Here is a 24,213-nt window from a genome sequence, read left to right as displayed (position 1 = left end):
ACCGGCCGCTCGGCGACACGGCGGCGGCGATCGAGGAGATGAGCCGGCTGTGGCTCGACGACGCCGTGTGGTTCCACGACCCGCGGTACGCCGCCCACCTCAACTGCCCGGTCGTCGTGCCCGCGCTGCTCGCCGAGCTCTACGTCGCGGCGGTCAACAGCTCGCTGGACACCTACGACCAGAGCGTCGGCGCGACCTTCGTGGAGCGGCGGCTGGTCGAGTGGACCGCCGGCCGGATCGGCTTCCCGGCCGGCACCGCCGACGGCGTCTTCACCAGCGGCGGCTCGCAGTCGAACCTCCAGGCGCTGCTGCTCGCCCGCGGGCGGGCCGAGGCGGCCGGCACCCCGCTGCCGCGGATGCGCGTGCTGACCTCCGCCGACGGCCACTTCTCGGTGCAGAAGTCCGCCCGCCTGCTCGGTCTCGGGGGAGCAGGCGGTCGTGACCGTGCCGACCGACGGGACCCGGCGGATGGACCCGGTCGCGCTCGCCGCGGCGATGGCCCGGTGCGTCGCCGAGGGGCAGGCGCCGATCGCCGTCGTCGCGACGGCCGGGACGACGGACTTCGGCGCGATCGACCCGCTGCCGCAGGTCGCCGACGCCGCCGCGTCCCACGGCGCGTGGCTCCACGTCGACGCGGCCTACGGCGGCGGGCTGCTCGTCTCGCGCCGCCGGCGGCACCTGCTCGCCGGCATCGAGCGCGCCGACTCGGTGACGGTCGACTTCCACAAGACGTTCTTCCAGCCGGTCTCCTCCAGCGCGGTCGTGGTGCGCGACCGGGCCACGCTGGCGCCGGTCACCTGGCACGCCGACTACCTCAACCCGGCCGGCTCGACCAACCCCGACCAGGTCGGCAAGAGCCTCCAGACCACGCGCCGGTTCGACGCGCTCAAGCTGTGGCTCACCCTGCGCACGATGGGTCCCGACCTGGTCGGCGACTACGTCGACGCTGTCGTCGACCTCGCGCACGCGGCGTACGACGCCCTCCGCGCGGAGCCGGCCCTCGAGATCGCGGCTCCGCCGCACCTCTCGACGCTCGTGCTGCGCTACCGACCGCCGGGCGCCGCCCTCGGCGAGGCCGACCTGGGCCGCCTCAACCGCCGCATCCGCGCGGCGCTGTTCGAGCGCGGCACCAGCGTGGTGGCGGCGACGAAGGTCGACGGGCGCCAGTTCCTCAAGCTCACCCTGCTCAACCCGAAGGCGACGCTCGCCGACGTGCTGGCGATCGCCGGCGAGGTCTGCGACGTCGGCCGTGAGCTGGCCGCACCGGCGGTGGCCGCGTCAGCCCTGCGCCCGACCCTGACGTCCGCGGGAGCCGCCCGATGACCCGCACCCACGACTTCGTCGGGATCGGGCTGGGGCCGTTCAACCTGGGGCTCGCCTGCCTGACCGAACCGTTGCGCGAGTCCGGCGAGCTCGACGGCGTCTTCCTCGAGGCCCGCGACCGCTTCGCGTGGCACCCCGGGATGCTGCTCGACGACGCCACGCTCCAGGTGCCGTTCCTCGCCGACCTGGTGACGATGGCCGACCCGACGTCGCGGTGGTCGTTCCTCAACTACCTGAAGGAGAGCGGCCACCTCTACCCGTTCTACATCCGCGAGTCGTTCTACCCGCTCCGCCGCGAGTACGACGACTACTGCCGCTGGGCGGCCGAGCGGCTGCCGAGCATCCGGTTCGGGCGCCGGGTCGAGCGGGTCGAGCACGACGGCGCCGCCTACGTCGTCACCACCTCGCGCGGGGAGGTGTTCCGCGCCCGGCGGCTCGTGGTGGGCATCGGCACGTCGCCGCGGGTGCCGGAGTGCCTGCGGCCGCTGCTCGACGCCGCCCCGGGAGACCGCCCCGCTGTCGCCCTCCACTCCGCCGACTACCTGGCGCACCGGGAGCGGCTGCAGCGGCTCGGCTCGGTCACGGTCGTCGGCAGCGGGCAGAGCGCGGCGGAGGTCTACCACGACCTCCTGGCCGCGTCGCCCGACCACGGCTACCGGCTGACCTGGCTGACCCGCAGCCCCCGGTTCTTCCCGATGGAGTACACCAAGCTGACGCTGGAGATGACGTCGCCGGAGTACGGCGCCTACCACCGCCGGCTCCCGCTGGAGACCCGCGAGCGGCTCGCCCGCGAGCAACGCCACCTCTACAAGGGAATCAGCGGCGATCTGGTCGACGCGATCTCCGACCTGCACTACCGGCTGCGGGTCAGCGGCGACGGGCCGCGCACCACCCTCGTCACCAACACGTCCGTCGTCGGCGGCCGGTGGGACGGGTCGGCGTACGACCTCGACCTGCACCACGACGAGACGGGAGAGGCGTTCGGCCTGCGCACCGAGGGGCTGGTCCTGGCGACGGGGTACGCACCCACGGTGCCGGCGTTCCTGGAGCCCGTGCGCACCCGGATCCGGCACGACCCCCGGGGGAGGTACGACGTGGCCGCCGACTACTCCGTCGACCTCGCCGGCGGGGAGGTGTTCGTGCAGAACGCCGAGGAGCACACCCACTCGCTGCTCGCGCCCGACCTCGGCATGGGCGCCTACCGCAACTCGGTGATCATCGCGGCGATGACCGGTCGGGAGGTCTACCCCGTCGAGAAGCGGATCGCCGTGCAGACCTTCGGCGTGCCCGAGCACCTGCGGCGGACCGACCCGGCGGTGGTGGGCCGGTGAGGACGACGACCGAGCCGCTCGACGTGGACCGCGACCTCGGGCGCCTGCACCGGTGGGTGACCCACCCGCGGTCGGTGTTCTGGGGGATGCAGGGCGCGAGCGTGCAGCAGGTGGCGGCGGAGTACCGCCGGATCGCCGACGACCCCCACCACGACGCGTTCCTCGGCCGGGTCGACGGAGAGCCGGCGTTCCTCGTCGAGCGCTACGACCCGGCGTGCTCGCCGCTCGCCGCCCTGCCGGAGCTGCGCGAGGGCGACGTCGGCATGCACGTGCTCGTCGCCCCGCCGGAGGGCGAGCCGCGCCCCGGGTTCACGGACGCGGCGTTCGCCGCCGCGCTCGACCAGTGCTTCGCCGACCCCGCGGCACGCCGGGTGGTCGTGGAGCCCGACACCCGCAACGACCGGATCCGCGCCAAGAACGTCGCGGCCGGGTTCGTCGAGCTGCGCGAGGTCGCGCTGCCCGGCAAGACGGCGATGCTGTCGGTCTGCACCCGCGCGGACTGGGAGCGCGCCCGCGCCGTCGCCCACCTGGCACCGGAGCCGATGGAGCAGGCGCAGCGGCGCCTGGTGGCGAAGGCGATCGCGGAGTACGCGCACGAGCGGCTGCTGGCGCCGCGCCGGGTCGGGCCCGACGCCTACGTGCTCGACGGCCCGGGGTCGACGTACACCTTCACGGCCCGGGTGCACGCCCTCGACCACTGGGTTGTCGACCCCGGCTCGCTCACCCGCACGGTGGCCGGCCGCCCCGCGCCGGTCGACGCGCAGGACCTGGTAGCCGAGCTCGCGCCGCGGCTCGGCATCCCCCGACCAGCTGCTGCCCACCTACCTCGAGGAGGTCGCGTCGACGCTCGCCTCCTCGGCGTGGAAGCTGCGCAGCTCGACCGCGACGGCCGACGACCTGCTCCGCGCCGACTTCCAGGCGGTTGAGGCGGCGATGACGGAAGGCCACCCGGCGTTCGTCGCCAACAACGGCCGGATCGGCTTCGGCATCGACGACTACCTGCGGTTCGCGCCGGAGGCGGGGCGCCCCGTCCGGCTGCTGTGGGTCGCGGCCCGGCGCGAGCACACGCACCTCGCCGTCGGCGCCGGCGTCGACGAGCAGGAGCTCTACGCCGAGCAGCTCGGCGAGCCGACCGTACGGCGGTTCCGCCGGGTCCTCGAGGGGCACCGGCTCGACCCCGACGACTACCTGTTCGTGCCGGTCCACCCCTGGCAGTGGACCAACAAGATCGCGGTCACGTTCGCCCCCGACGTCGCCCGTCGCGACCTGGTGCTGCTCGGCGAGGGCGAGGACGACCACCGCCCGCAGCAGTCGATCCGCACGTTCTTCAACGCCTCCCGGCCCGACCGGCACTACGTCAAGACCGCGCTGGCGATCCAGAACATGGGCTTCCTGCGCGGCCTGTCGCCCGCCTACATGGCCGCGACGCCGGCCATCAACGACTGGGTGGCGCGGACGGTCGCCGGCGACCCGACCCTGCGCGCGTGCGGGTTCGGCGTGCTCCGCGAGCTGGCGTCGGTCGGCTACACCGGCGACGCGTTCCACCGCGGGGGCGGGCCGTCGCCCTACCGCAAGATGATCGCCGCGCTGTGGCGGGAGAGCCCGGTGACCCGGGTGGGCGAGGGGGAGCGGCTGGTGACGATGGCGTCGCTGCTGCACCGCGACCGCGACGGCGGCGCGCTCGCCACCGCGATGGTGAAGGCCTCGCCGCTCACCGCCGAGGAGTGGGTGCGCACCTACCTCCGCGCCTACCTGCGGCCGCTCGTGCACTGCCTCCTCGCCTACGACCTGGCGTTCATGCCGCACGGGGAGAACCTGGTGCTGGTCGTCCGCGACCACGTGCCGGTGCGGGTCTTCATGAAGGACATCGGCGAGGAGGTCGCCGTGATGGGCGACCTGCCGCTGCCGCCGGAGGTCGAGCGGATCCGTGGTGACTTCCCCGACGACGTGAAGGCGCTGGCGGTCCACACCGACGTCTTCGACGGGTTCCTGCGCCACCTTGCCGCCGTGCTGGCGGAGGACGGCGTGCTGGCGGACACCGAGTTCTGGGCGGTCGTGCGCGAGGTCGTCCTCGAGCACGAGGCCGACCACCCGCACCTCGCCGAGACGGCCGCGCGCTACGACCTGTGCCGGCCGGAGTTCCGGCACAGCTGCCTCAACCGCCTGCAGCTGCGCAACACGCTGCAGATGGTGGACCTCGCCGACCAGGCCCAGTCGCTGATCTTCGCCGGCACGCTCCGCAACCCGATCGCAGGGCCGCAGCGATGACGTCGCCGTTCTCGCTGCGCCCGGTCGCTCCCGAGCGCGACGCCGACCTGCTCCTGCAGTGGGTCACCGAGGACCGCGCGGTGTTCTGGGGGGATGCAGGAGGTCGATCGCGAGCGCGTCGTCACCGTCTACCGGTGGATCGACGAGCAGCCGCACGTGGCGGCGTACCTCGTCCACCACGACGACACGCCGCTCGCCCTCTTCCAGACCTACGACCCGGCGGTCGACGAGGTCGGCGAGCACTACGACCGGCGCGAGGGCGACCTCGGCGTGCACCTGCTGCTGGCCAGCGACCCCGCGCGTGCCGGCCGCACGCCGGAGCTGCTGGCGTTCCTGCTCGGCCACTGCTTCGCCGACCCCGCGGTCCGGCGGCTGGTCGCCGAGCCGGACGTCCGCAACGCCAAGTCGGTCGCGCTGATGCAGCGGGTCGGCTTCCGGCTGGGGCCGGTGGTCCCGGACCTGCCGATGCCCGGCGGTGGGACGAAGCCCGCCCAGCTGGCATTCCTCGAGCGCTCCGACGTCGCGCCCGGCTGACGGCACGGGTCCTGCCCCGGCAGCGGACCTCGTGGACGACGACGGGGCGCCACCCGTGCGGGTGACGCCCCGTCGCAGGGCTGGGGGCCGGGGTCAGGGAGCGACCGGCTGGCCCGTCAGCTTCTTGTAGGTGTAGGCGGTGCCGATCAGCATGATCGGCAGCGTGAAGAGGATGCCGACACCACAGACGATGGCGCCCGCGCCGCCGATCAGGCCGCCGACGATGTACCAGATCAGCGTGGTGCCGAGGTTGTTCTTGACGAGGTCGAAGCTCGCCTTGATCGCGTCCATCGGCGCCAGGTTCTTGTCGACGACGAAGTAGAGCGCATAGCTGCACACGAACCCGATGACGATGCCCGGCAGGTAGCAGAGCACCGTTCCGATCATGACGCCGACGCCGACGATGATCGAGGTCACGAGCACCGGGCCGAGCCGGTCGAACTTGAAGACCTCGCCGGCCTTGAACGGCCGGCCGTCGGTGATGCCGAGGCAGCCGCGGATGATGCCCGCGCCGACCACCTGGGCGTAGATGAAGAACAGGCCGAAGGTGACGGCCCAGATCAGCATCGTGCCGAAGAAGCCGAGGCCGCCGGTGTCACAGGTCCACACGCCGTCGTCGTCGAAGCGGCACTCGGTGTCACCGGAGAGGACGACGGTCGTGAGGATGACTCCGAGGCCGAGGATGACCACGGCGCCGAGGAAGATCGCCAGCGTCGCGATGATCATCTGGCCCATGTTCTGCTGGAACTTGCTCCAGCCGTAGCTCACCGCGCTGCCGAGGTCCCACGGCTGCTGACCGGTGGGCGGCATCCCGCCGCCGTACCCGCCCGGGGGCGGCCCGCCGTACCCACCCGGAGGCGTCGCGCCGTAGCCGCCGGGCGGCATCCCGCCGGACGGCGGCGGGGGGACCCGGAGGGCCCGGAGGCGGCGGGGGAGGCTGGCTTGCCGACATGGTCGTTTCTCCTTCGAGTTCGGTCACCGACGCGGGGCGCCGATGGTCGCGGCACAATCTAGACCGTCCGGGGCCTCCCCGACGGCGAGAAGTCCCGAGAAGTCGCGACCCTGCCCGGTGGGTTCATCCCTCCGGACGAGGACACCGGCCCCAGCAGCGGCGCTGCGACCGGTTGCTAGCGTGGACGGCAGGCATGCAGCCGCGCGCCGGAGGAGGGAGCACCATGCACCGACTGGGTCGCGGCCTGGCCGCGCTCGCGGTCGTGCCCCTCCTGCTCGCGGGGTGCGGTGACGACGAGCCGTCGGCGCCCGGGGACGGGCAGGAGGCGTCGGCGCCGTCCGGCGACGACGGGATCGACTACCCCGACGAGGGCGTCGACCTGGCCCACGAGCCCGACCTGGAGGGCGTCTACGCCGACGCGCTGCAGGTCTACGTCGACTTCGAGCGCGGCCGTCAGCTCGCGGCGCGGGAGGGCGGGGCCAACGAGCTGCTCACCTTCAGCGCGGTCGGGGCCGTGGCCGACCGGGTCGTCGCCGCCGCCGAGCGGCTCGGCGACGAGGGCGCGACGTACGACGGCACCGTGGTGCTCGAGGTCCGCTCGGCGAAGCCGCGCGACACCGTGCTGCGGCTCGAGGTGTGCGTCGACGGCAGCGAGCTCGACGTGCCGGCCGGTGCGCCCGCGCTGCTCGGGACGGCCGACCGGGTCTCCCAGCAGGTGACGGTCACCAACCTCTCCGGCCCCTGGCGGGTGACGAAGGTCGAGCCGCGCGGCTCCTGCTGACGCGCCCGCTCGCGTCACCGTTGCGCACGGGGCGGCGTTGACGTGCGCGGGAGGATGGCCGCGTGAGCAACCCCGAGCAGCGACCCCAGCAGCTGACCTGCACGAGCGCCGTGCCCGAGGGAGCCGGTGTGGAGGTGATGGCGCCGCGGGAGGTGCCGCTCGGCGGGCCGCGGGCGATGACGGTGCGCCGCACCCTCCCGCAGCGGCAGCGGTCGCTGATCGGCGCGTGGTGCTTCCTCGACCACTACGGCCCGGACCCGGTCGCCCAGACCGGCGGGATGAAGGTCGCGCCGCACCCGCACACCGGGCTGCAGACGGTCAGCTGGCTGTTCGAGGGCGAGATCGAGCACCGCGACAGCGCCGGCAACCACGCCCTGGTGCGGCCCGGCGAGGTCAACCTGATGACCGCCGGCCGCGGGATCAGCCACTCGGAGGTGTCGACGGCGACGACCACCGACCTGCACGGCGCGCAGCTGTGGGTGGCGCTGCCCGACGAGAGCCGCCACACCGACCCCGGGTTCGAGCACTACGCGCCCCCCGAGGTCGCCGGCGACGGCTGGCGCGGCCGGGTGTTCCTCGGCACGCTCCTCGGCGAGACGTCGCCGGTGACGACGTACACGCCACTGCTCGGGGCCGAGGTCGTCCTCGACCCGGGCGTCGTCCTCCCGATGGAGGTGGACGCGTCGTTCGAGCACGGCGTCCTCGTCGACCTCGGCTCGGTGGTGGTCGACGGCGTCACCGCCGGCCGGGCCGACCTCGCCTACGCCCCGCCCGGCGACGGGACGCTGGTCCTGACGGCGGGCGACGAGGGCGCCCGCGTGCTCGTGATCGGCGGCCCGCCGTTCGGCGAGGCGATCGTGATGTGGTGGAACTTCGTCGGCCGCACCCACGAGGAGGTCGTCGGCTACCGCGAGGAGTGGCAGGCGCAGGTCCTGGCCGACGACGGGGCGGCCGGGGCCGGCGGGGCCGAGCGCAGCCCCGGGCAGGCGGGCGGCCTCCGCGAGGAGGGTGAGCAGCCGCTCCGCGTCGTCGAGGACGCGCAGCAGGTGCGGCCCGGCCGGTTCGGGGTCGTCGCGGGCGACCACCTGGCGCCGATCCCCGCGCCGGTGCTGCCCAACGCCCGCCTCCGGGAGCGGAGCTGACCGTGGGGCCGGTCGTCGGCGAGGACGGTGTCGCGCGCTGCCCGTGGGCAGGCGGACCCGGCGTGATGCGCGACTACCACGACGAGGAGTGGGGCAGGCGGGTGTCCGGCGAGGCGGCGTACCTGGAGCGGCTGACGCTCGAGGCGTTCCAGTCCGGGCTGTCGTGGGCGACGATCCTCGCCAAGCGCCCGGCCTTCCGCGAGGTGTTCGCCGGGTTCGACGCCGACGTGGTGGCCGGCTACGGCGCGACGGAGGTCGAGCGGCTGATGGGCGACGCGCGGATCGTGCGCAACCGCCGCAAGATCGAGGCCGCGGTCCAGAACGCCCGCGCCACCGTGGACCTGCGCGACGACGGCGGGCTGGAGCAGCTGGTGCTCGGCTTCACGCCGGAGCAGCCGCCCGCCCCGGCGACGACCGAGGAGCTGGCCACCACCTCGGCGGAGTCGGTGGCGTTGTCGAAGGAGCTCAAGCGACGGGGGTTCGCGTTCGTCGGCCCGACCACGATGTTCGCGCTGATGGAGGCGATCGGCGTCTTCGACCCCCACCTGCTGGGCTGCCACCGCCGCGGCCAGTAGCGTGCCCGCATGCCTCGCGTGCACGCCTTCTCCGACGACGCCCTCGGCGACCTCGACGCGGTCGGGCTCGTCGAGCACATCCAGGCCCGGAAGGTCTCCGTCGTCGAGGTGGTCGAGGCGGCGATCGCCCGCACCGAGCAGGTCTGCGACGAGCTGGGTGCGGTCGCGCACAAGGCGTTCGACCGGGCCCGCACGGAGTCCGCGGACCCGCGGGGCGGGTACTTCGCAGGGGTGCCGACGTTCGTCAAGGACAACGTCGACGTCGCCGGCATGCCGACCATGCACGGCACCGACGCGTGGACGCCGTACCCGGCCAAGAAGGACGGCGACTTCGCCCGGATGTACCTCGCCACCGGGCTGCTCCCGCTCGGGAAGACCCAGCTGTCGGAGTACGGCTTCAGCGCCTGCGCCGAGCACCCGCGGCTCGGGCCGGTGCGGTCGCCGTGGAGCACCGACCACTCCGCCGGCGCCTCGAGCGCCGGCTCCGCCGCGCTCGTCGCGGCCGGTGCGGTGCCGATCGCGCACGCCAACGACGGCGGCGGCTCGATCCGCATCCCGGCGTCGGTCAACGGCCTGGTCGGCCTCAAGCCGACCCGCGGCCGGCTCGCGCAGGACGCCGCCATGCGGCAGATGCCGGTGCGCATCGTCCACGACGGCGTCCTGACCCGCAGCGTCCGGGACACCGCGGCCTTCTTCCGCGAGGCCGAGCGCGTCTACCGGCCACTGGCGCTGCCGCCGGTCGGCGACATCACCCGGCCGGGCCGCAAACGGCTGCGGGTGGCGCTCAACACCACCGGTCTCTCCCGCGGCGCCGACGCCGAGGTCACCGCGCTCACCGAGGACGTCGCCCGGCTGCTGGAGGACCTCGGCCACACCGTGATCGAGGTCGACCCGCCGGTCCACGCCGGCTTCGCCGACGACTTCCTCCTCTACTGGGCCAGCCTCGCCGTCGCCATGCTCGGCACCGGCCGGCTGGTCCACGGCCGCAGCTTCGACCGCGCCCGTCACGACCGGCTGACGACCGGGCTGGCCACCCATGCCCGCCGCAACGCCCACCGGCTGCCCGGCGCCGTGCTGCGGCTGCGGCGCTGCGTCCGCGACGCCGAGCTGTTCTTCCAGAAGTACGACGCCACGCTGAGCCCGACGGTCGCCACGCCGACGCCGCGGATCGGGCACCTCGACCCCACCCAGGACTACGAGACCGTCATGGACCGGCTGCTGACCTGGGTGGCGTTCACGCCGCTGCAGAACGTCACCGGCACCCCGGCGGTGTCGCTGCCGCTCGCGACCACGGCGGAGGGGCTGCCGCAGGGGATGATGTTCGGCGCCGGGGCGGGCCAGGAGGCGGCGCTGCTGGAGCTCGCCTACGAGCTGGAGCAGGCCCGTCCGTTCCCGCGGATCACCGGCTGAGCGACCTCCGGGACGGCCGCCGTCGACGGCGGGTGCGCCCCGATTTCTCGTTGGTTGCCCGAGCCTCGTATAGTTCTCCGGCGTTGCCCCTTTAGCTCAGTCGGCAGAGCGACTCCATGGTAAGGAGTAGGTCTACGGTTCGATTCCGTAAAGGGGCTCTGGGAGCACGGGGCTCGCCCCGAACCCCTGGCGGGGTAGCTCAGGTGGTTAGAGCACACGGCTCATAATCGTGGTGTCGCGGGTTCGAGTCCCGCCCCCGCTACGCCAGACGACCAGCAGCGAAGACCAGCAGCAGAGGACTTTCCCGTGGCCAGCAAGAGCTCCGACGTTCGCCCCAAGATCACGCTCGCCTGCGTGAACTGCAAGGAGCGCAACTACATCACCAAGAAGAACCGCCGCAACGACCCTGACCGGCTCGAGCTGAAGAAGTTCTGCCCGCGCTGCCGCACCCACACGGCGCACCGCGAGACCCGCTGAGCCCCGCAGTCGTCGGCACTGCCCGCACGGCCCGGCTCCCGTCGAGGGAGGCCGGGCCGCGGTGTTTCCGGGGAGGTGTCGGGCCACAGCCGCCGCAGATTCATCAAGGTATGTCGCCGAGTCGCCGCTTCCCACGGTGGGTACGCCGTGGGAGGCGCAGGTTCGCCGACATACCGTGATGAATCTGCGCCTGCTGCGCCGCGACCAGCCCCGCCCCGGAGCCCGACCCAGCACCCCCGAGACCGTCCAGCGACCCGCGCCCCCGGGCCCCCTAGGCTGGGCCCATGCCGATCGACGCCTCGCTGGTCGGGCGGGAGTTCCCGCCGACCCGGCCCTTCGTCGTGACCGAGGAGGACGTCGCCGCCTTCGCCGCGGCGACCGGGACCCGCAGCGCTCGGGTGCCGGCGACGTTCCCCATCGTCGTGACCTTCCGTGCGCTCCTCGACTTCCTCGAGGCCGAGCAGGTCGACCTGTCGCGGATCGTGCACGGCGACCAGAAGTTCAGCTACGAGCGGCCGGTGCGGGTCGGCGACGAGCTCACCGCGACGCTGACCGTGACCGGGCTGCGCCAGATCGACGGCGCCGACATCCTCCGCACGACCAGCGCCATCACCGACGCGGAGGGCGGTCTCGTGTGCCGCACCGGCGCCACCCTGGTCCACCGGGGGAACGCATGACACCGCTGGTGCAGGGCGCCGAGCTCCACGCGCAGGAGTTCGTGGTGCGCCGCAGCGACCTGGTCGCCTACGCCGCGGCGTCGGGCGACCACAACCCGATCCACCAGGACGAGGCGGTCGCGGTCGCGGTCGGCCTGCCCGGTGTGGTGGCGCACGGGATGTACACGATGGCGCTGGCCGCCCGTGCGGTCGCGGAGTGGACCGGCGACGCGGAGGTCCTCGACCTGTCCTGCACGTTCACCCACCCGGTGGTCGTCCCCGAGGACGGCGGAGCCACGATCCGGGTCGGCGGCGTCGTCAAGAGCGTCGCCGACGACCGGGTGACGCTGGTGCTGGAGGTGACCTGCGAGGGCCGGAAGGTGCTGGGGGCGCCGAAGGCAGTCGTCCGTGCCTGAACCGGAGCCGGAGGGGCGGCTGGCCGACCACACCACGCTCCGGCTCGGCGGCCCGGCCCGCACCTGGGTGCGGGCCACCAACGAGGACGAGCTGGTCGCCGCGGTCTCGGCGGCCGACGCCGCCGGCGAGCCGGTCCTCGTGCTCGGCGGCGGCAGCAACCTCGTCGTCGCCGACGACGGCTTCGCCGGCACCGTGGTCGAGGTCGCCACCCGCGGCATCGCCGCCGACGAGGACGACGGCGACGACCCCACGTGCGGAGGCGTCCTGGTGACCGTCGCAGCGGGGGAGTCGTGGGACGACCTCGTCGCCCGGGCCGTCGAGCGCGGCTGGGTCGGGGTCGAGGCGCTCTCCGGCATCCCCGGGTCGGTGGGGGCGACACCGGTGCAGAACGTCGGCGCCTACGGCCAGGGAGGTCTCCCCAGACCATCGCCTCGGTGCGGGTCTGGGACCGCAAGCTGCGCGGCGTACGAACCTTCGCCGGCGCCGACTGCGGCTTCGGCTACCGCACGTCCCGGTTCAAGGTCGACCGCTACGACGCCTTCGGCGGCCGCCACCTGGTGCTGTCGGTGACGTTCCAGCTGCGGCAGGGCGACCTCGGCGCGCCGGTGGCGTACGCCGAGCTCGCCCGCGCCCTGGGAGTCGAGCCCGGCGACCGGGCGCCGCTGGCCGACGTCCGCGCCGCCGTGCTGGGGCTGCGCGCCGGGAAGGGGATGGTGCTCGACGAGGCCGACCCCGACACCTGGAGCGCCGGCTCGTTCTTCACCAATCCTGTCGTCCCCCTCGGGGCGGTTCCCGCGGGTGCGCCGACCTGGCCGACCGCCGACCCCGCGCGGGTGAAGACCAGCGCCGCGTGGCTGATCGAGCACGCCGGCTTCGGCAAGGGCCACGGCCCCGACCACGGCCGGGTCTCCCTGTCGACCAAGCACACGCTCGCGCTCACCAACCGCGGCGGCGCCACCACCGCCGAGCTGGTCGAGCTCGCCCGCGAGGTGCGCGACGGCGTGGAGGACGCCTTCGGCATCCGGCTCGTCAACGAGCCGGTCCTGGTCGGCTGCGAGCTCTAGCCCACCGGCCCGGCCAGGAGGGTCGGAGCGGCGGGCGTCGTCAATAGACGAAGCCGGCGTTGAACGCCAGCCCGACGTAGAACAGGTAGAACACCGTCGTCAGCGCGCCGACGACGGTGCCCAGGGCGCCGGTCACGATGCCCGACACGGCCATGCTGCGGTTGCCGTAGCGGCCGGGGTCGGCGTCGATCTCGCGGCGAGCGCGGAGGCCGGTCCCCACCGCGATCGGCCCGATCACGAGGCTGATGATCCCGCTGAAGCAGCAGAAGAGGTTGAACACAGCCAGGAAGAGGCTGGCGCCGCCCAGCGACATCGCCCGGAACGCACCGGCGTGGGCGGGCGCGAAACCCATCGCCGCCAGGTCGTGCGCGCCGAGTGGTGGGTCGTAGGGGTCGAACCGCGGGTCCCGGGAGCCCCCGCCGTCGTCGGGCCGCTCCGGCTCGGGCTCCGGGTCGGACGGCGGCTGGTACGGCGGGTACTGGTCGCCCATCTCGCCAGTCAACCACCGGGCCCTGAAACGCAGCGCCGACCCGGCTCGGCGGCGCCGACCAGGTCACCGGCCCGGGTCGGCCGCCAGCCAGGCGTCGATGTCGGCGAGTGCCTGCTTGCGCAGCTCCGCGGGCGCCCGGCTGGCGCGGAACGACATCCGGGCCAGCTCGGCGAGCTGCTCGTCGGCGAGCTCGTGCGCGGCCCGCACGGTGGCGTACTGGCCGGCCAGGCGGGTGCCGAAGAGCAGGGGGTCGTCGGCGCCGAGCGCGACCGTCGCGCCGGCCTCCAGGAGGGTCGGCAGCGGCACCGAGTACGGGTCGGAGTAGACGCCGAGCGCGACGTTGGACACCGGGCACACCTCGAGGGCGATGTCGGCGTCGACGATGCGGGCGAGCAGGTCCGGGTCCTCGGCGGCCCGCACGCCGTGGCCGAGCCGGTCGGCGTGCAGGGCGTCGAGGCAGGTCCGGATGTGCTCGGGCCCGCGCAGCTCACCGCCGTGCGGCGCCAGCATCAGCCCGGCCCGCTCGGCGATCCGGAACGCGGGGCCGAAGTCGGGGGTCGACCCGCGCCGCTCGTCGTTGGACAGCCCGAAGCCGACGACGCCGCGGTCGACGTACTGCGCCGCCAGCCGGGCGAGGGTGCGGGCGTCGAGCGGGTGGCGGGTCCGGTTGGCGGCGATGATCACCGCGATCCCGAGCCCGGTGCGGGCAGAGGCGTCGCGGACGGCGTCGAGCACCAGGTCGGTGAACGGCGTGATGCCGCCGAAGCGCGCGGCGTAGCCGCTCGGGTCGACCTGGATCTCCAGCCACCGCCCGCCGTCGGCGACGTCGTCCTCCGCGGCCTCGCGGACCAGGCGGCGTACGTCGTCCTCGGTGCGCAGCACCGAGCGCGCGACGTCGTAGAGGCGCTGGAAGCGGAACCACCCCCTTCTCGTCGGCCGCCGTGAGCCGCGGCGGCCACTCCTCGACCAGCGCGTCGGGCAGGTGGATCCGGTCGCGGGCGGCGAGCTCGAGCAGGGTGGCGTGCCGCATCGAGCCGGTGAAGTGCAGGTGGAGGTGCGCCTTCGGGAGCCGGTGGAGGTCGCGCACCCGGCGATCGTAGAGGGCGGCCGGGCCGGACCGCGGGCCCCCGGCGCCGGCCCGTGTCGGACGTTCGTCGGCGGACTGCTTTTGGCCCGGTTGGCAGGGGATGCGTAGACTCATCCCTCGGTGGCTTTCCCCCATGGTCGGTCGCGCCCTCGTGACGGTTCGTTCACGGTGACGCGGGGAGACCGGGATCGCCGTCGGAGGGCACTAGCTCAACTGGCAGAGCATCGGTCTCCAAAACCGAAGGTTGGGGGTTCAAGTCCCTCGTGCCCTGCAGGACCAGACAAGAAGCGGACTCAAGGTGGTGAGCAGCGTGTCGGACAGCAGCGCGACCCAGAAGGGTCGCACGTCCGACGCCGGCAAGGCGGGCGACAAGCGCACCGGACCGGTGACCTTCTACCGGCAGGTCGTCGCCGAGCTGCGCAAGGTGGTCTATCCCACCCGCGACCAGCTGGTGACCTACTTCTTGGTCGTGATGGCCTTCGTCCTCGTGATGATCGCGATCGTCTCGCTGCTCGACCTCGGGTTCGGCAAGGCGGTCTTCGAGATCTTCACGGGCGGCGACAGCGTGTGACGCCCGCTCCCAGCGCGGCGTCCACCCCACCGAACAGCAACTGATGGAGCAGCACGTGTCGGAGCAGTTCCCCGAGTCCACCGACTCGACCGAGCAGTCCCTCGAGGACCAGTACGGCGAGCCGAACGACGGGCCCGACGTCCTCGACGACCCGCGGCTCGACGCCGAGGTCACCGACGAGACGACCGACGCCGAGATGGGCCTCGACGACACCCAGGCCGTCCCGGTCGAGGCGCCCGACGCGGCGCTGCCCGACGACCTCGACGGTGTCGAGGGAGCCGGTGGGGCAGGGGAGGCCGACGGCGCCGCGGAGCCGGCCGACCCGCTCGAGGAGTTCCGCCGCGAGCTCGCGATGAAGCTCGGCGACTGGTTCGTGGTGCACACCTACTCCGGCATGGAGAACCGGGTGAAGCAGAACCTCGAGAACCGGATCCACTCCCTCAACATGGAGGACTTCATCCACGAGATCGTGGTCCCCACCGAGGAGGTGGCCGAGATCAAGAACGGCCAGCGCAAGATGGTCAAGCGCACCGTGCTCCCCGGCTACGTCCTGGTCCGGATGGACCTCACCGACGAGTCGTGGGCCGCCGTGCGGCACACCCCGTCGGTCACCGGCTTCGTCGGCCACAGCCACCAGCCGGTGCCGCTCAGCCTCGACGAGGTCGAGAAGATGCTGGCCCCGACGATCGTCGCGCCCGCCCCGGCCGAGGCCGAGGCCGGGGCCGCCGCCACCGGCGCCGCCGCCCCGACCGCCAAGAAGCCGATCGAGGTCGCCGACTTCTCCGAGGGCGACTCGGTCATGGTCGTCGACGGCCCGTTCGCCACGCTGCACGCCACGATCACCGAGATCAACGCCGAGGCGCAGCGGGTCAAGGCGCTGGTCGAGATCTTCGGCCGCGAGACGCCGGTCGAGCTCAGCTTCAGCCAGGTGCAGAAGGTCTGACGCCGCTCGCGGCGCCGAGGCCGGGACCACCGGGTCCGGGAGCGGGGATTTCACAAGCCCGCCCGGGAGCCGGACAATAGACAGGTTGCCCAGCAACACAGGTGGCAGAGGGCGTCGTACGCCCTCGTCATGACCACGAGAAGAAAGAGACGAGCATGCCTCCCAAGAAGAAGATTGCCGCGCTGGTCAAGGTCCAGCTCCAGGCCGGTGCTGCGACGCCGGCGCCGCCGGTCGGTACCGCCCTCGGTCCGCACGGCGTCAACATCATGGACTTCTGCAAGGCGTACAACGCCCAGACCGAGTCCATGCGCGGCAACGTCATCCCGGTCGAGATCACGATCTACGAGGACCGGTCGTTCGACTTCATCACCAAGACCCCGCCGGCCGCCGAGCTGATCAAGAAGGCCGCCGGTCTGCAGAAGGGCTCGGGTGTCCCGGACAAGGAGAAGGTCGGCAAGCTGACGCGCGACCAGGTCCGCGAGATCGCGCAGACCAAGCTCCCCGACCTCAACGCCAACGACGTCGACGCAGCGATGAAGATCGTGGAGGGCACCGCCCGCTCCATGGGCGTCACCGTCGACGGCTGAGCCCACCCCACCAGTGGCAGGGCCGCGCTGGCCCGACGACCACGCACTCCTGAGAAGAGGAACCACCATGCAGCGCAGCAAGTCCTACCGCGCCGCGGCCGCGACGTTCGACCGCAACGCGATCCACAGCCCGCTCGAGGCGATCAAGCTCGCCAAGGCGTCGAGCAAGAAGAAGTTCGACGAGACCCTCGACGTGGTCATGCGGCTCGGCGTCGACCCCCGCAAGGCCGACCAGATGGTGCGCGGCACCGTCAACCTGCCGCACGGCACCGGCAAGACCGCCCGCGTCCTGGTGTTCGCCAACGCGGCGCAGGCCGAGGCCGCCCGTGAGGCCGGTGCCGACTTCGTCGGCGGCGACGACCTGATCGAGAAGGTCAACGGCGGCTGGCTCGACTTCGACGCCGTCGTCGCGACGCCCGACATGATGGGCAAGGTCGGCCGCCTCGGCCGCGTGCTCGGCCCGCGCGGCCTGATGCCGAACCCCAAGACCGGCACCGTCACGCCCGACCCGGCCAAGGCCGTCACCGACATCAAGGGCGGCAAGATCGAGTTCCGCGTCGACCGCCACGCCAACCTGCACTTCATCATCGGCAAGGCGTCCTTCTCCGAGACCCAGCTCGCCGAGAACTACGCCTCGGCGCTGGAGGAGGTGCTGCGGCTCAGCCGGCCAGCTCCAAGGGCCGCTACATCAAGAAGGTCACGGTCTCCACGACCATGGGCCCCGGCATCCAGGTCGACCCCAACCGCACCAAGAACGTCGCGGCCGACGACGAGGCTGCCGCCTCCGCCTGAGGCCGAGTGGGGGGCTTTCTCCCCATTGAGATGTGAGGAAGTCCGGGTTCGTCCCGGACTTCCTGCCATTTTGAGGGGGAGGAACTCGCCACCCGACTTCTCGGAGGGCGGCGACGGTGTGCTCGCCGGTCTTGGCAGGATGGTCCGGTGCTGGAACCGTTGGGGGGTGCGGCCCGTCGAGGAAGCGGTCTACCGCGCCCTGCTGGCGCGGACGGCGGCCGCACCGGCCGAGTTGACGGGGCCGTCGGGGCAGCCCGAGCCGGACGTGGCGGCCTCGCTCGCGGCGCTCGAGGAGCTCGGCCTGGTGACGCGTGTACCGGGGGCCCGCGGCCGGTTCCGCGCGGTCCGGCCGGACGTCGCGGTGGACGTGCTCGCAGCGCGCCGCCGGGAGGAGCTCACGCGGGCCCAGGCGGCCGCCAGGGAGCTGGTGGCGGTGATGCCGGCCGAGGAGCGGCACCGACCCGAGGACATCGTCGAGGTGGTGGCGGGCAGGGACGCGATCGCCGCCCGGTTCGAGCAGCTGCTCGCCGCGACGCGTGAGGAGCTGCTGGTGCTCGACCGGCCGCCGTACGTCGCCGACGCCGCGCGGTCGGAGTCCTCCGTCCGCGACCTGCTGCGGGACGAGGTGGTCGTCCGAGGGATCTACGCGCCGGAGGCCCTGGAGCTGCCGGGAGCGCTGGAGGCGGCGCAGGATGCCGTCCGCGCGGGCGAGCGCTCACGCGTGCACCCTGGGCTGCCCATGAAGCTCGCCATCTCCGACCGCAGGCTCGCCCTGCTCCCGATCGACGCGGACGACGCGGTCGACGCCGCGCTGTGCATCCGGCCGTCCGCGCTCCTCGACGCGCTCGTGCAGCTGTTCGACCTGATGTGGGAGCAGGCGCTGCCGATCACGGCGCCGCCGGAGGAGGGGGTCGTCAGCAACCGCGACCTCGCCGCGCTGCTCGCGTCCGGCGCCAAGGACGACGTGGTGGCCCGGCACCTGGGCACCAGCAACCGCACCCTCAGCCGCCGGATCGCGGAGATGATGGACGCCCTGCATGTCCGCACCCGGTTCCAGGCCGGGGTGCAGGCGGTCCACCGCGGCTGGCTGCCCGCGTCAGCGGACGGCGAAGGCGTCGACCACCACCTGCTCGAGCGTCGAGCCCCCGGTGTCGGCCGCGTGCAGCCGGAGTGAGACCAGCCCCGTGCCGCGCGGCAGCTCCACCCGGCGGCGCCCCGAGACCTCTGGGCCGACGCTCGCGGGCCGCCACGTCATCCCGCCGTCGTAGGACGCCTCGACGCTGACACGGTCGATCGCCGGCCCCGACCGGGAGGCGTGGTGGCCGAGCGCGATCGTGAACGCGGCTCGGCCGCGCGGCGGCGCGGTGAGCCGGTTGCGCAGGTCGACGGGCACGTCGTAGTCGGCCACCAGGACCGGCTCCCGCCGCACCCGGTCGTCGGGCACCGGCGCCGTGGGGAAGGTCCACCGGGTCTCGGTGCGCGTCGCGAGCTCCGCCCACGACTGCGGGTTCTCGGTGCGGAAGACGATCTCGACCGTGGCGGTGTCGGTCGGCACCGCGGCGATGCCACTCGGGTCCGCGGTGGTGCCGCCCACCTCGCGGCCGTCGGCGAGGACGGTCAGCAGCGTGGCGTAGCCGGTGGTCTCGTCGGAGTACGCCGGCCCGACGTTGCCGGCGCCGTCGACGAGGCCGTGCAGGTCGACGCGGACCAGGTCGCCCGACCGCTCCACCGGCTCGTCGAGGGACGCGACCAGCGGTCCGGTGCCGTAGTGGTGCTCGACCCGCTCGCCCGAGCGGTAGTGCTCGGTGCCGGTGCTCCCCAGCTGGAGGTGCGTGACCGGCGGGCCGGGGAACTGGTGGTTGTAGGGGAACTCGGGGAACGAGACGCCGTAGGTCCACCGTGTGCGGCGGTCGGGGATCCGGTACTCCGTGCGGGTCCTGACCGGCTGCCGGAGCGGGAAGGTGCGCGAGATCGAGAACGTGTCGCCCGGCTGGTAGTGGTAGGCCGCCTCGCTGGCGGTCCGGGCGAGCGACGGCTGGCCGTGGAAGGAGCGCACCTGGGTGGCGAGCTCGTCACGGCTGTATGTGTAGGTCGGCCGGGCGGGGACCTCGCCCTCCTCCTTGATGACGAGGTCGTAGACGTACGGGCTGGCGGACTCACCGCGAACGACGACCCGGGCGCCGCGCGGCAGGCGTCGCAGTGCCCGCCCCTCCGCCCGACTGAGCCGCACCGTGGGCACCCGGAGCCGCTGCGGGTCGGCACCGGGCTCGCTGTTGTCGCCCGGCCCGTCGTTGGCGACCGCGACCAGCCGGGCACCCGCGGCCGCAGCCGCGTTGGAGAGCGCGGCGACGCCGTGGACGTCGCTGCGCCGCACGACCGCGATCGAGCGCCGGAGGTCGAGCCGGGCGATCCGGCGAGGGGCGAGGTCGCCCACGGGCACCACGCGTAGGCGCGCCCTGCCGTCCCACACCGGCCACTGCGCCGAGACGTCGGAGAACCAGTGGGCGTCGTAGTACTCGGGTACGACGGCACCGCGCAGCCGACGTGAGGAGAAGGTGATGTCCGGCGCCTCGAGGCGCAGCCGGGCAAGTGTCCGGAAGTAGCCCGCGCGGACGCGAGCGGTCGGCTGCACGTAGAACGCCTCGTCGAGGAGGCTGGCCGGCAGTGCCGTCCGGCTGGCGGTGCGCCCGTTGCGGGCGGTGCGCGAGAAGCCGAGCTCGAGCGCACCGCCCGGCACCACGCTGGTGGGCCGGCCGGGTGTCCGCACCCGCACGTGGCGTGCCCGGCGCGCGTCGAAGGTGAAGGTGCGGTCGCGGGTGATGCGCACCTCGGGCTCGCCGACGAGGGCGACGCTCTGCGCGGCGAACCCGCTCGCCGTGCTCGGCTGGTCCGCCGGGTTCGTCGTGACGAGCGCCATCACGGCGTAGTTCCCCGGCGGGACGAGCAGGCAGGTGCTCGCCGCCCACGCCTCGGTCGTGCACTCGTCGGTGTCCGCCGGCAGCCAGCGGCTGGCGTCGACCGCGCCCCTCTCGACCTCGAAGACCGCAATGTCGGCCGGCGCCGGCCGGCCGTACCTGTCGACCGCCGCGAACCGCAGCTCGACGAGGTCCTCCGAGCCCGTCGACGCGGTGGCCGGGGGCCGCGAGCCCTCGAGGAGCGTCGGGACCGGCTCGCCCGGCTCCCGCAGCGTCGTCCCGCTCGCACCGCTCGCGAGGACGAGCGAGGGCGACGTGCCGTCCCGACGCGGGAGGGGCTCGACCAGCGTCCTGCCGTGGGCGGACTCCACCAGTCGCACCTGGTCGTCGCCGACCGTGACCGTGCGGAGGCTCGCCGATCGGGCCGGGTCGTCGGTCCATCCTGGGGGCCGGCCCGTGGCGGGCACGGTCCCGCCGAGGGTGAGCCCGGCGGCCACGAGGGCGGTGGTCAGGTGGGCGGCGGCACGGGCACGCGGCATGAGGACTCCGGGCGGTGAGGGTGCGGGCACCTCTTGATAGCCCGCGGCCGCCCGTCCCGGGTAGTCCCACCGCCTGGCGATCACCCGCCATGGCCGCCATCCGCCACCGGCCGAGGCCGCGCCGTCGCAGCTCGTCCGGGAGGTCGCGGGTCACCCGCGGACGAGGGCCTCCAGGGCGGCGAGCTCGACGCAGACGGCGACGCCCGCCATCGCGGCCCGCACCTCCTCGAGCACGGGGAAGGTCGGCGCGAGGCGGATGTTGCGGTCGTCGGGGTCGTCGCCGTGGGGGAAGGCCGAGCCGGCAGGCGTCAGCGCGATCCCGGCCTCCTTCGCGAGCTGCACGACGCGGGACGCCGTGCCGTCGAGCACGTCGAGGTTGACGAAGTAGCCGCCGGTCGGGGTGGTCCACTCCGCGATCCCGAGTCCGGCGAGCCGCGAGTGCAGCGCCTCCTCGACCGCCTCGAACTTCGGCGCGATCAGGTCGCGGTGCTTGCGCATGTGCGCCCGCACACCGTCGGCGTCGCCGAAGAACTCGACGTGCCGCAGGTGGTTGACCTTGTCGGGCCCGATCGCGGCGTACGACAGCCGCTCCAGGTACCACTGGCGGTTGGCGGCCGACGTCGCGAGCGCGGCCACGCCGGCGCCGGCGAAGGTGATCTTCGAGGTCGAGGCGAACATGATCGGCCGGTCGGGGGTGGCCGGAGGCCGACGCCAGCCCGAGCGCGTCGGCGCTCTTGGTCTCGTCGTCGGTGAGGTGGTGCACGGCGTAGGCGTTGTCCCACAGGATCCGGAAGTCGGGCGCCGCGGTCGGCATCGCCATCAGCGCCGCCGCGACCTCGGTCGAGCACACCGCCCCGGTCGGGTTGGCGTACGTCGGCACCACCCACAGTCCCTTCACCGCCGGGTCGTCCTTCACCAGGGCGGCGACGGCGTCGGGGTCGGGCCCGTCGGCGGTCATCGGCACGGTGAGCATCTCGATCCCGAGCTCGGCCAGCATCGTGTAGTGCCGGTCGTAGCCGGGGACCGGGCAGACGAACTTGACCACCGGCTCCTGCGCCCAGGGGCGCGGCGAGCCGGGACCGCCCTTGAGCAGCATCCAGCTGATGACCTGGTACATCATCGTCAGGCTGGAGTTGCCGCCCGCGACGACCGCCGAGGCGTCCACGCCGAGCAGGTCGGCGAAGATCTCCCGCAGCTCGGGCAGCCCGTCGAGGCCGCCGTAGTTGCGCACGTCGGCGCCGGACCGGTCGGTGTGGCCGGTGGGCAGCGCCAGCAGGCCCTCGGACAGGTCGAGCTGGTCGGCGGCCGGCTTGCCCCGGGTGAGGTCGAGCTTCAGGCCCTCGGCCTTCAGCGCCTCGTAGTCGGCCCGCAGCGCCTCGAGGCGCTCGCTCAGCTGGTCGGGGGACAGGTCGGTCAGCGGCGTCGTCACGGGCACCATCGTGCCAGTGCCGCGACCCGCGGCGGAGCCACGGTCCACGGGGCAGGCCGACCCGTCACGGGGCCGCCGCCCCCACACGGGGCGGCGGCCCCTCCCGGGCGCCCGGGAGTCAGCCCAGCCGGAGCCGGACCGACGTCTTCGACGGCCGGAGCAGCGGGGCACCGCCGTACGTCGCCGTCGCGCGGACGCGGCCCACGAGGGCCTTGCGCGCGAGCCGCCGGGCTCCGGGACGCACGGTCACCCGTGCCCGGTAGCGGCACCGGTCCCCGGACTCGGTGACCGCAACCCGCGCGCGTCCGCGCACGGCGACCCGGGTGCGGGTGCCCGCGACCCGCGCCTTGCCGGTGACCGACACGGTCACCCGGCCGGCGCAGGCCGCCGGGACCAGGGCTCCCGTGAGCCGACCGCGGACCGTGAACACGTATGGACGCTTCTGGTCCCTGGTGGGCGACGCCGCGACGCTCAGCGCGGTGGCGGCGGGGCTCCTGCCGACGGCGAACCCGGTGGCCACGGGCGCCACCGCCGTCGGCAGCTCGTCGTCACCGACGTCCTCGGAGCCGCCGAGCCCGAGGTAGGCGCCCCGGCCCCAGCACCGCACCTGAGCGGTGTCGAGGGTGGCGCACACGAAGTCGTGACCGCCGACCGCCGCGGCCCGGACCATCCGGTCCGTGCCGAGCGGGATGGTCGGCAGGATCGGCAGCTCGTCGTCCCCGATCGTCTCCTCGCCCGGCAGCACGAGCTGGCCGTTGCCGTCGTCGCCCCAGCAGCGCAGCTGCTGGGTGTCGAGCAGCGCGCAGGTGTTGCTGCCGGCGAGGCTGACGGCGACCGCTGTGCGCCCGGGGCCGAGGTAGACCGGGCCGCCGGTGGTCACCGCCTCGTCGTCGCCGAGGTCCGTCGTCGTGCCGAGCCCCAGCTCCCCGCTGTTGTTGCGACCCCAGCAGCGCAGGGAGCCGTCGTCGAGGACGACACACGTGTTGCGCTCTCCGGCCGCGACGGCCGTCACGGTCCGGGCGCCGAGGTCGACCGGGCTCCGGGCGATGACGATCTCGTCGTCCCCGTGGTCGTCGGTGCTGCCGAGACCGAGCTGACCGCGACTGTTGTCGCCCCAGCAGCGGAGCCGCCCGTTGTCGAGCACGGCGCAGGTGTGGTCGACGCCGGCGGCGACGGCCCTGACCGTGCGCCCGGCCCCGACGTAGACCGGGGGCACGGACGCGACCGGCTCGTCGTTGCCGAGGGCGGTGGTCGAGCCGAGCCCGAGCTGGCCGTGGGCGTTGTCCCCCCAGCAGCGGAGCTGCCCGTTGTCGAGCACCGCGCAGGTGTGGTTGCCGCCGGCGGCGAGCTGGACCGCCGACCGACCGGGGCCGAGGGCGACGTCGACGCCGTCGGCCACCGGCTCGTCGTCCCCGACGTAGTCCGTGCTCCCGGTGCCGAGCTGGCCCGACGCGTTGAAGCCCCAGCACCGGACCGCTCCGGTGTCGAGGATCGCGCAGGTGTGCTGCCCCCCGGCGCTGACGGCGCGCGCCGTCCGGCCGGGTCCCAGGTCGACCGGGGGGAGGTCGCCGGGCGCTTCGTCGTCGCCGACCGGCTCCTCGTTCCCGGTGCCCAGCTGGCCGTTGCCGTTGACCCCCCAGCACCGGACCTCGCCGGTGACGCCCAGCGCGCAGGAGTGGAAGGACCCGGCCGTCAGCGCGGCGGCGGCCCGCGGGTCGAGGAGGTTCTCACCGGGCTCGGCCGTGGCCGAGGGAGCCGGCAACAGGAGGAGGCCGGTGACCAGGCCCACGAGGAGGAACACGGACGCGGTGGCCCAGCGGACGCGTTCGTGCGGGGACGACGGGCTGAACATGTGTGGCTGTCCTTTCGGTGGAGGGAGCGCCGCCCGGTGTGGACGCGCCGGAGCGCCGTGCGGCGTACCGACGGTCCC

21 protein-coding genes, 3 tRNA genes and 3 pseudogenes are annotated in these 24,213 nt (G+C 73.8%); 21 read left to right on the top strand and 6 right to left on the bottom strand.

Annotated elements, in window-relative coordinates; all coding sequences use genetic code 11:
* Positions 1–438 precede the first annotated feature (438 nt).
* The 5 genes from MF408_RS06590 to MF408_RS06570 all read left to right on the top strand — a co-directional run bounded on the left by MF408_RS06590 (position 439) and on the right by MF408_RS06570 (position 5,456).
* Positions 439–1,323 carry a pyridoxal-dependent decarboxylase gene (locus MF408_RS06590; RefSeq protein WP_275693367.1) on the top strand — a complete coding sequence of 295 codons (885 nt, stop codon included), beginning with the start codon at positions 439–441 and terminating at the stop codon, positions 1,321–1,323.
* Positions 1,320–2,654, top strand: coding sequence for a SidA/IucD/PvdA family monooxygenase (locus MF408_RS06585; RefSeq protein ID WP_240250736.1), 1,335 nt, complete (start codon positions 1,320–1,322; stop codon positions 2,652–2,654). The genes MF408_RS06590 and MF408_RS06585 overlap by 4 nt, the downstream gene beginning before the upstream one ends.
* Positions 2,651–3,580, top strand: coding sequence for a GNAT family N-acetyltransferase (locus MF408_RS06580; RefSeq protein ID WP_240250735.1), 930 nt, complete (start codon positions 2,651–2,653; stop codon positions 3,578–3,580). The genes MF408_RS06585 and MF408_RS06580 overlap by 4 nt, the downstream gene beginning before the upstream one ends.
* Positions 3,581–3,587: 7 nt before the next feature.
* Positions 3,588–4,922, top strand: a complete 1,335-nt coding sequence (locus MF408_RS06575) for an IucA/IucC family protein (RefSeq protein ID WP_240250734.1) — start codon at positions 3,588–3,590, stop codon at positions 4,920–4,922.
* A 93-nt stretch (positions 4,923–5,015) separates the two neighbouring features.
* Entirely contained in the window at positions 5,016–5,456 is a 441-nt protein-coding gene (locus tag MF408_RS06570; protein ID WP_240250733.1) for a GNAT family N-acetyltransferase, read from the top strand.
* 93 nt (positions 5,457–5,549) lie between these two features.
* On the opposite strand, the gene MF408_RS06565 is transcribed toward MF408_RS06570, so the two are convergent.
* Positions 5,550–6,266 (bottom strand): hypothetical protein, encoded by a 717-nt coding sequence (locus MF408_RS06565; protein WP_240250732.1) that lies wholly within the window; start codon positions 6,264–6,266, stop codon positions 5,550–5,552.
* A 365-nt stretch (positions 6,267–6,631) separates the two neighbouring features.
* Here MF408_RS06565 and MF408_RS06560 point away from each other — a divergent pair, with 365 nt between their 5' ends.
* The 10 genes and pseudogenes from MF408_RS06560 to MF408_RS06515 all read left to right on the top strand — a co-directional run bounded on the left by MF408_RS06560 (position 6,632) and on the right by MF408_RS06515 (position 12,930).
* Positions 6,632–7,189 (top strand): hypothetical protein, encoded by a 558-nt coding sequence (locus MF408_RS06560; RefSeq protein WP_240250731.1) that lies wholly within the window; start codon positions 6,632–6,634, stop codon positions 7,187–7,189.
* Positions 7,190–7,251: 62 nt separating this feature from the next.
* The gene (locus MF408_RS06555) at positions 7,252–8,331 is read left to right on the top strand and encodes a pirin family protein (protein WP_240250730.1); all 1,080 of its coding nucleotides are present in this window, start codon (positions 7,252–7,254) and stop codon (positions 8,329–8,331) included.
* A 2-nt stretch (positions 8,332–8,333) separates the two neighbouring features.
* A complete protein-coding gene (locus tag MF408_RS06550) occupies positions 8,334–8,906 on the top strand; it encodes a DNA-3-methyladenine glycosylase I (RefSeq protein ID WP_240250729.1) in 573 nt (190 codons plus the stop codon).
* 9 nt (positions 8,907–8,915) lie between these two features.
* The gene (locus tag MF408_RS06545; protein ID WP_240250728.1) at positions 8,916–10,316 is read left to right on the top strand and encodes an amidase; all 1,401 of its coding nucleotides are present in this window, start codon (positions 8,916–8,918) and stop codon (positions 10,314–10,316) included.
* 85 nt (positions 10,317–10,401) lie between these two features.
* Positions 10,402–10,474, top strand: a tRNA-Thr gene (locus MF408_RS06540).
* Positions 10,475–10,504: 30 nt separating this feature from the next.
* A tRNA-Met gene (locus MF408_RS06535) sits at positions 10,505–10,578 on the top strand.
* A 44-nt stretch (positions 10,579–10,622) separates the two neighbouring features.
* Positions 10,623–10,793: a 50S ribosomal protein L33 gene (rpmG, locus tag MF408_RS06530; protein WP_240250727.1), complete on the top strand. Its 171-nt coding sequence runs from the start codon at positions 10,623–10,625 to the stop codon at positions 10,791–10,793.
* 284 nt (positions 10,794–11,077) lie between these two features.
* Positions 11,078–11,470, top strand: coding sequence for a MaoC family dehydratase N-terminal domain-containing protein (locus MF408_RS06525; protein WP_240250726.1), 393 nt, complete (start codon positions 11,078–11,080; stop codon positions 11,468–11,470).
* Positions 11,467–11,865: a MaoC/PaaZ C-terminal domain-containing protein gene (locus MF408_RS06520; RefSeq protein WP_240250725.1), complete on the top strand. Its 399-nt coding sequence runs from the start codon at positions 11,467–11,469 to the stop codon at positions 11,863–11,865. Before MF408_RS06525 ends, MF408_RS06520 begins: the two co-directional genes overlap by 4 nt.
* Positions 11,858–12,930, top strand: a pseudogene (locus tag MF408_RS06515) (UDP-N-acetylmuramate dehydrogenase). Before MF408_RS06520 ends, MF408_RS06515 begins: the two are co-directional and overlap by 8 nt.
* Positions 12,931–12,970: 40 nt before the next feature.
* Here MF408_RS06515 and MF408_RS06510 read toward each other — a convergent pair.
* Positions 12,971–13,420 (bottom strand): DUF4190 domain-containing protein, encoded by a 450-nt coding sequence (locus MF408_RS06510; RefSeq protein ID WP_240250724.1) that lies wholly within the window; start codon positions 13,418–13,420, stop codon positions 12,971–12,973.
* 63 nt (positions 13,421–13,483) lie between these two features.
* Positions 13,484–14,302: an adenosine deaminase gene (gene add, locus MF408_RS06505; protein WP_275693366.1), complete on the bottom strand. Its 819-nt coding sequence runs from the start codon at positions 14,300–14,302 to the stop codon at positions 13,484–13,486.
* 403 nt (positions 14,303–14,705) lie between these two features.
* On the opposite strand from add, the gene MF408_RS06500 reads away from it, so the two are divergent.
* The 6 genes and pseudogenes from MF408_RS06500 to MF408_RS06475 all read left to right on the top strand — a co-directional run bounded on the left by MF408_RS06500 (position 14,706) and on the right by MF408_RS06475 (position 18,574).
* Positions 14,706–14,778 (top strand) — tRNA-Trp (locus tag MF408_RS06500).
* A gap of 30 nt (positions 14,779–14,808) precedes the next feature.
* The gene (gene secE / locus MF408_RS06495) at positions 14,809–15,078 is read left to right on the top strand and encodes a preprotein translocase subunit SecE (RefSeq protein ID WP_345893860.1); all 270 of its coding nucleotides are present in this window, start codon (positions 14,809–14,811) and stop codon (positions 15,076–15,078) included.
* 196 nt (positions 15,079–15,274) lie between these two features.
* On the top strand, positions 15,275–16,021 hold the full coding sequence (nusG, locus tag MF408_RS06490) for a transcription termination/antitermination protein NusG (RefSeq protein WP_240251700.1): 747 nt from the start codon (positions 15,275–15,277) through the stop codon (positions 16,019–16,021).
* A 155-nt stretch (positions 16,022–16,176) separates the two neighbouring features.
* On the top strand, positions 16,177–16,608 hold the full coding sequence (gene rplK / locus MF408_RS06485; RefSeq protein WP_240250723.1) for a 50S ribosomal protein L11: 432 nt from the start codon (positions 16,177–16,179) through the stop codon (positions 16,606–16,608).
* 67 nt (positions 16,609–16,675) lie between these two features.
* A pseudogene (gene rplA / locus MF408_RS06480) lies at positions 16,676–17,400 on the top strand (50S ribosomal protein L1).
* Between the two features lie 139 nt (positions 17,401–17,539).
* Positions 17,540–18,574, top strand: a complete 1,035-nt coding sequence (locus tag MF408_RS06475; protein WP_240250722.1) for a helix-turn-helix domain-containing protein — start codon at positions 17,540–17,542, stop codon at positions 18,572–18,574.
* Here MF408_RS06475 and MF408_RS06470 read toward each other — a convergent pair.
* The 3 genes and pseudogenes from MF408_RS06470 to MF408_RS06460 form a co-directional block, all read right to left on the bottom strand.
* Positions 18,497–20,854 carry a hypothetical protein gene (locus MF408_RS06470; RefSeq protein ID WP_240250721.1) on the bottom strand — a complete coding sequence of 786 codons (2,358 nt, stop codon included), beginning with the start codon at positions 20,852–20,854 and terminating at the stop codon, positions 18,497–18,499. The genes MF408_RS06475 and MF408_RS06470 overlap by 78 nt on opposite strands.
* Positions 20,855–21,004: 150 nt before the next feature.
* A pseudogene (locus MF408_RS06465) lies at positions 21,005–22,283 on the bottom strand (aminotransferase class I/II-fold pyridoxal phosphate-dependent enzyme).
* 118 nt (positions 22,284–22,401) lie between these two features.
* Entirely contained in the window at positions 22,402–24,135 is a 1,734-nt protein-coding gene (locus MF408_RS06460) for an RCC1 domain-containing protein (RefSeq protein ID WP_240250720.1), read from the bottom strand.
* Between the last annotated feature and the right edge of the window lie 78 nt (positions 24,136–24,213).

This window comes from Nocardioides sp. TF02-7 (genome assembly GCF_022437945.1).
Lineage (GTDB): Bacteria > Actinomycetota > Actinomycetes > Propionibacteriales > Nocardioidaceae > Nocardioides.
The sequence above is the reverse complement of the archived record's forward strand: the minus strand, read 5'-3'. Positions and strand labels throughout refer to the sequence as shown.

Bases quoted from the DNA above. Each gene is read 5' to 3' on its own strand.
- MF408_RS06585 (WP_240250736.1), top strand. From the start codon at position 1,320: ATGACCCGCACCCACGACTTCGTCGGGATCGGGCTGGGGCCGTTCAAC.
- MF408_RS06575 (WP_240250734.1), top strand. From the start codon at position 3,588: ATGACGGAAGGCCACCCGGCGTTCGTCGCCAACAACGGCCGGATCGGC.
- MF408_RS06570 (WP_240250733.1), top strand. From the start codon at position 5,016: ATGCAGGAGGTCGATCGCGAGCGCGTCGTCACCGTCTACCGGTGGATC.
- MF408_RS06565 (WP_240250732.1), bottom strand. From the start codon at position 6,266: ATGCCGCCCACCGGTCAGCAGCCGTGGGACCTCGGCAGCGCGGTGAGC.
- MF408_RS06560 (WP_240250731.1), top strand. From the start codon at position 6,632: ATGCACCGACTGGGTCGCGGCCTGGCCGCGCTCGCGGTCGTGCCCCTC.
- MF408_RS06545 (WP_240250728.1), top strand. From the start codon at position 8,916: ATGCCTCGCGTGCACGCCTTCTCCGACGACGCCCTCGGCGACCTCGAC.
- MF408_RS06525 (WP_240250726.1), top strand. From the start codon at position 11,078: ATGCCGATCGACGCCTCGCTGGTCGGGCGGGAGTTCCCGCCGACCCGG.
- MF408_RS06520 (WP_240250725.1), top strand. From the start codon at position 11,467: ATGACACCGCTGGTGCAGGGCGCCGAGCTCCACGCGCAGGAGTTCGTG.
- MF408_RS06510 (WP_240250724.1), bottom strand. From the start codon at position 13,420: ATGGGCGACCAGTACCCGCCGTACCAGCCGCCGTCCGACCCGGAGCCC.
- nusG (WP_240251700.1), top strand. From the start codon at position 15,275: ATGGGCCTCGACGACACCCAGGCCGTCCCGGTCGAGGCGCCCGACGCG.
- rplK (WP_240250723.1), top strand. From the start codon at position 16,177: ATGCCTCCCAAGAAGAAGATTGCCGCGCTGGTCAAGGTCCAGCTCCAG.
- MF408_RS06475 (WP_240250722.1), top strand. From the start codon at position 17,540: ATGGTCCGGTGCTGGAACCGTTGGGGGGTGCGGCCCGTCGAGGAAGCG.
- MF408_RS06470 (WP_240250721.1), bottom strand. From the start codon at position 20,854: ATGCCGCGTGCCCGTGCCGCCGCCCACCTGACCACCGCCCTCGTGGCC.
- MF408_RS06460 (WP_240250720.1), bottom strand. From the start codon at position 24,135: ATGTTCAGCCCGTCGTCCCCGCACGAACGCGTCCGCTGGGCCACCGCG.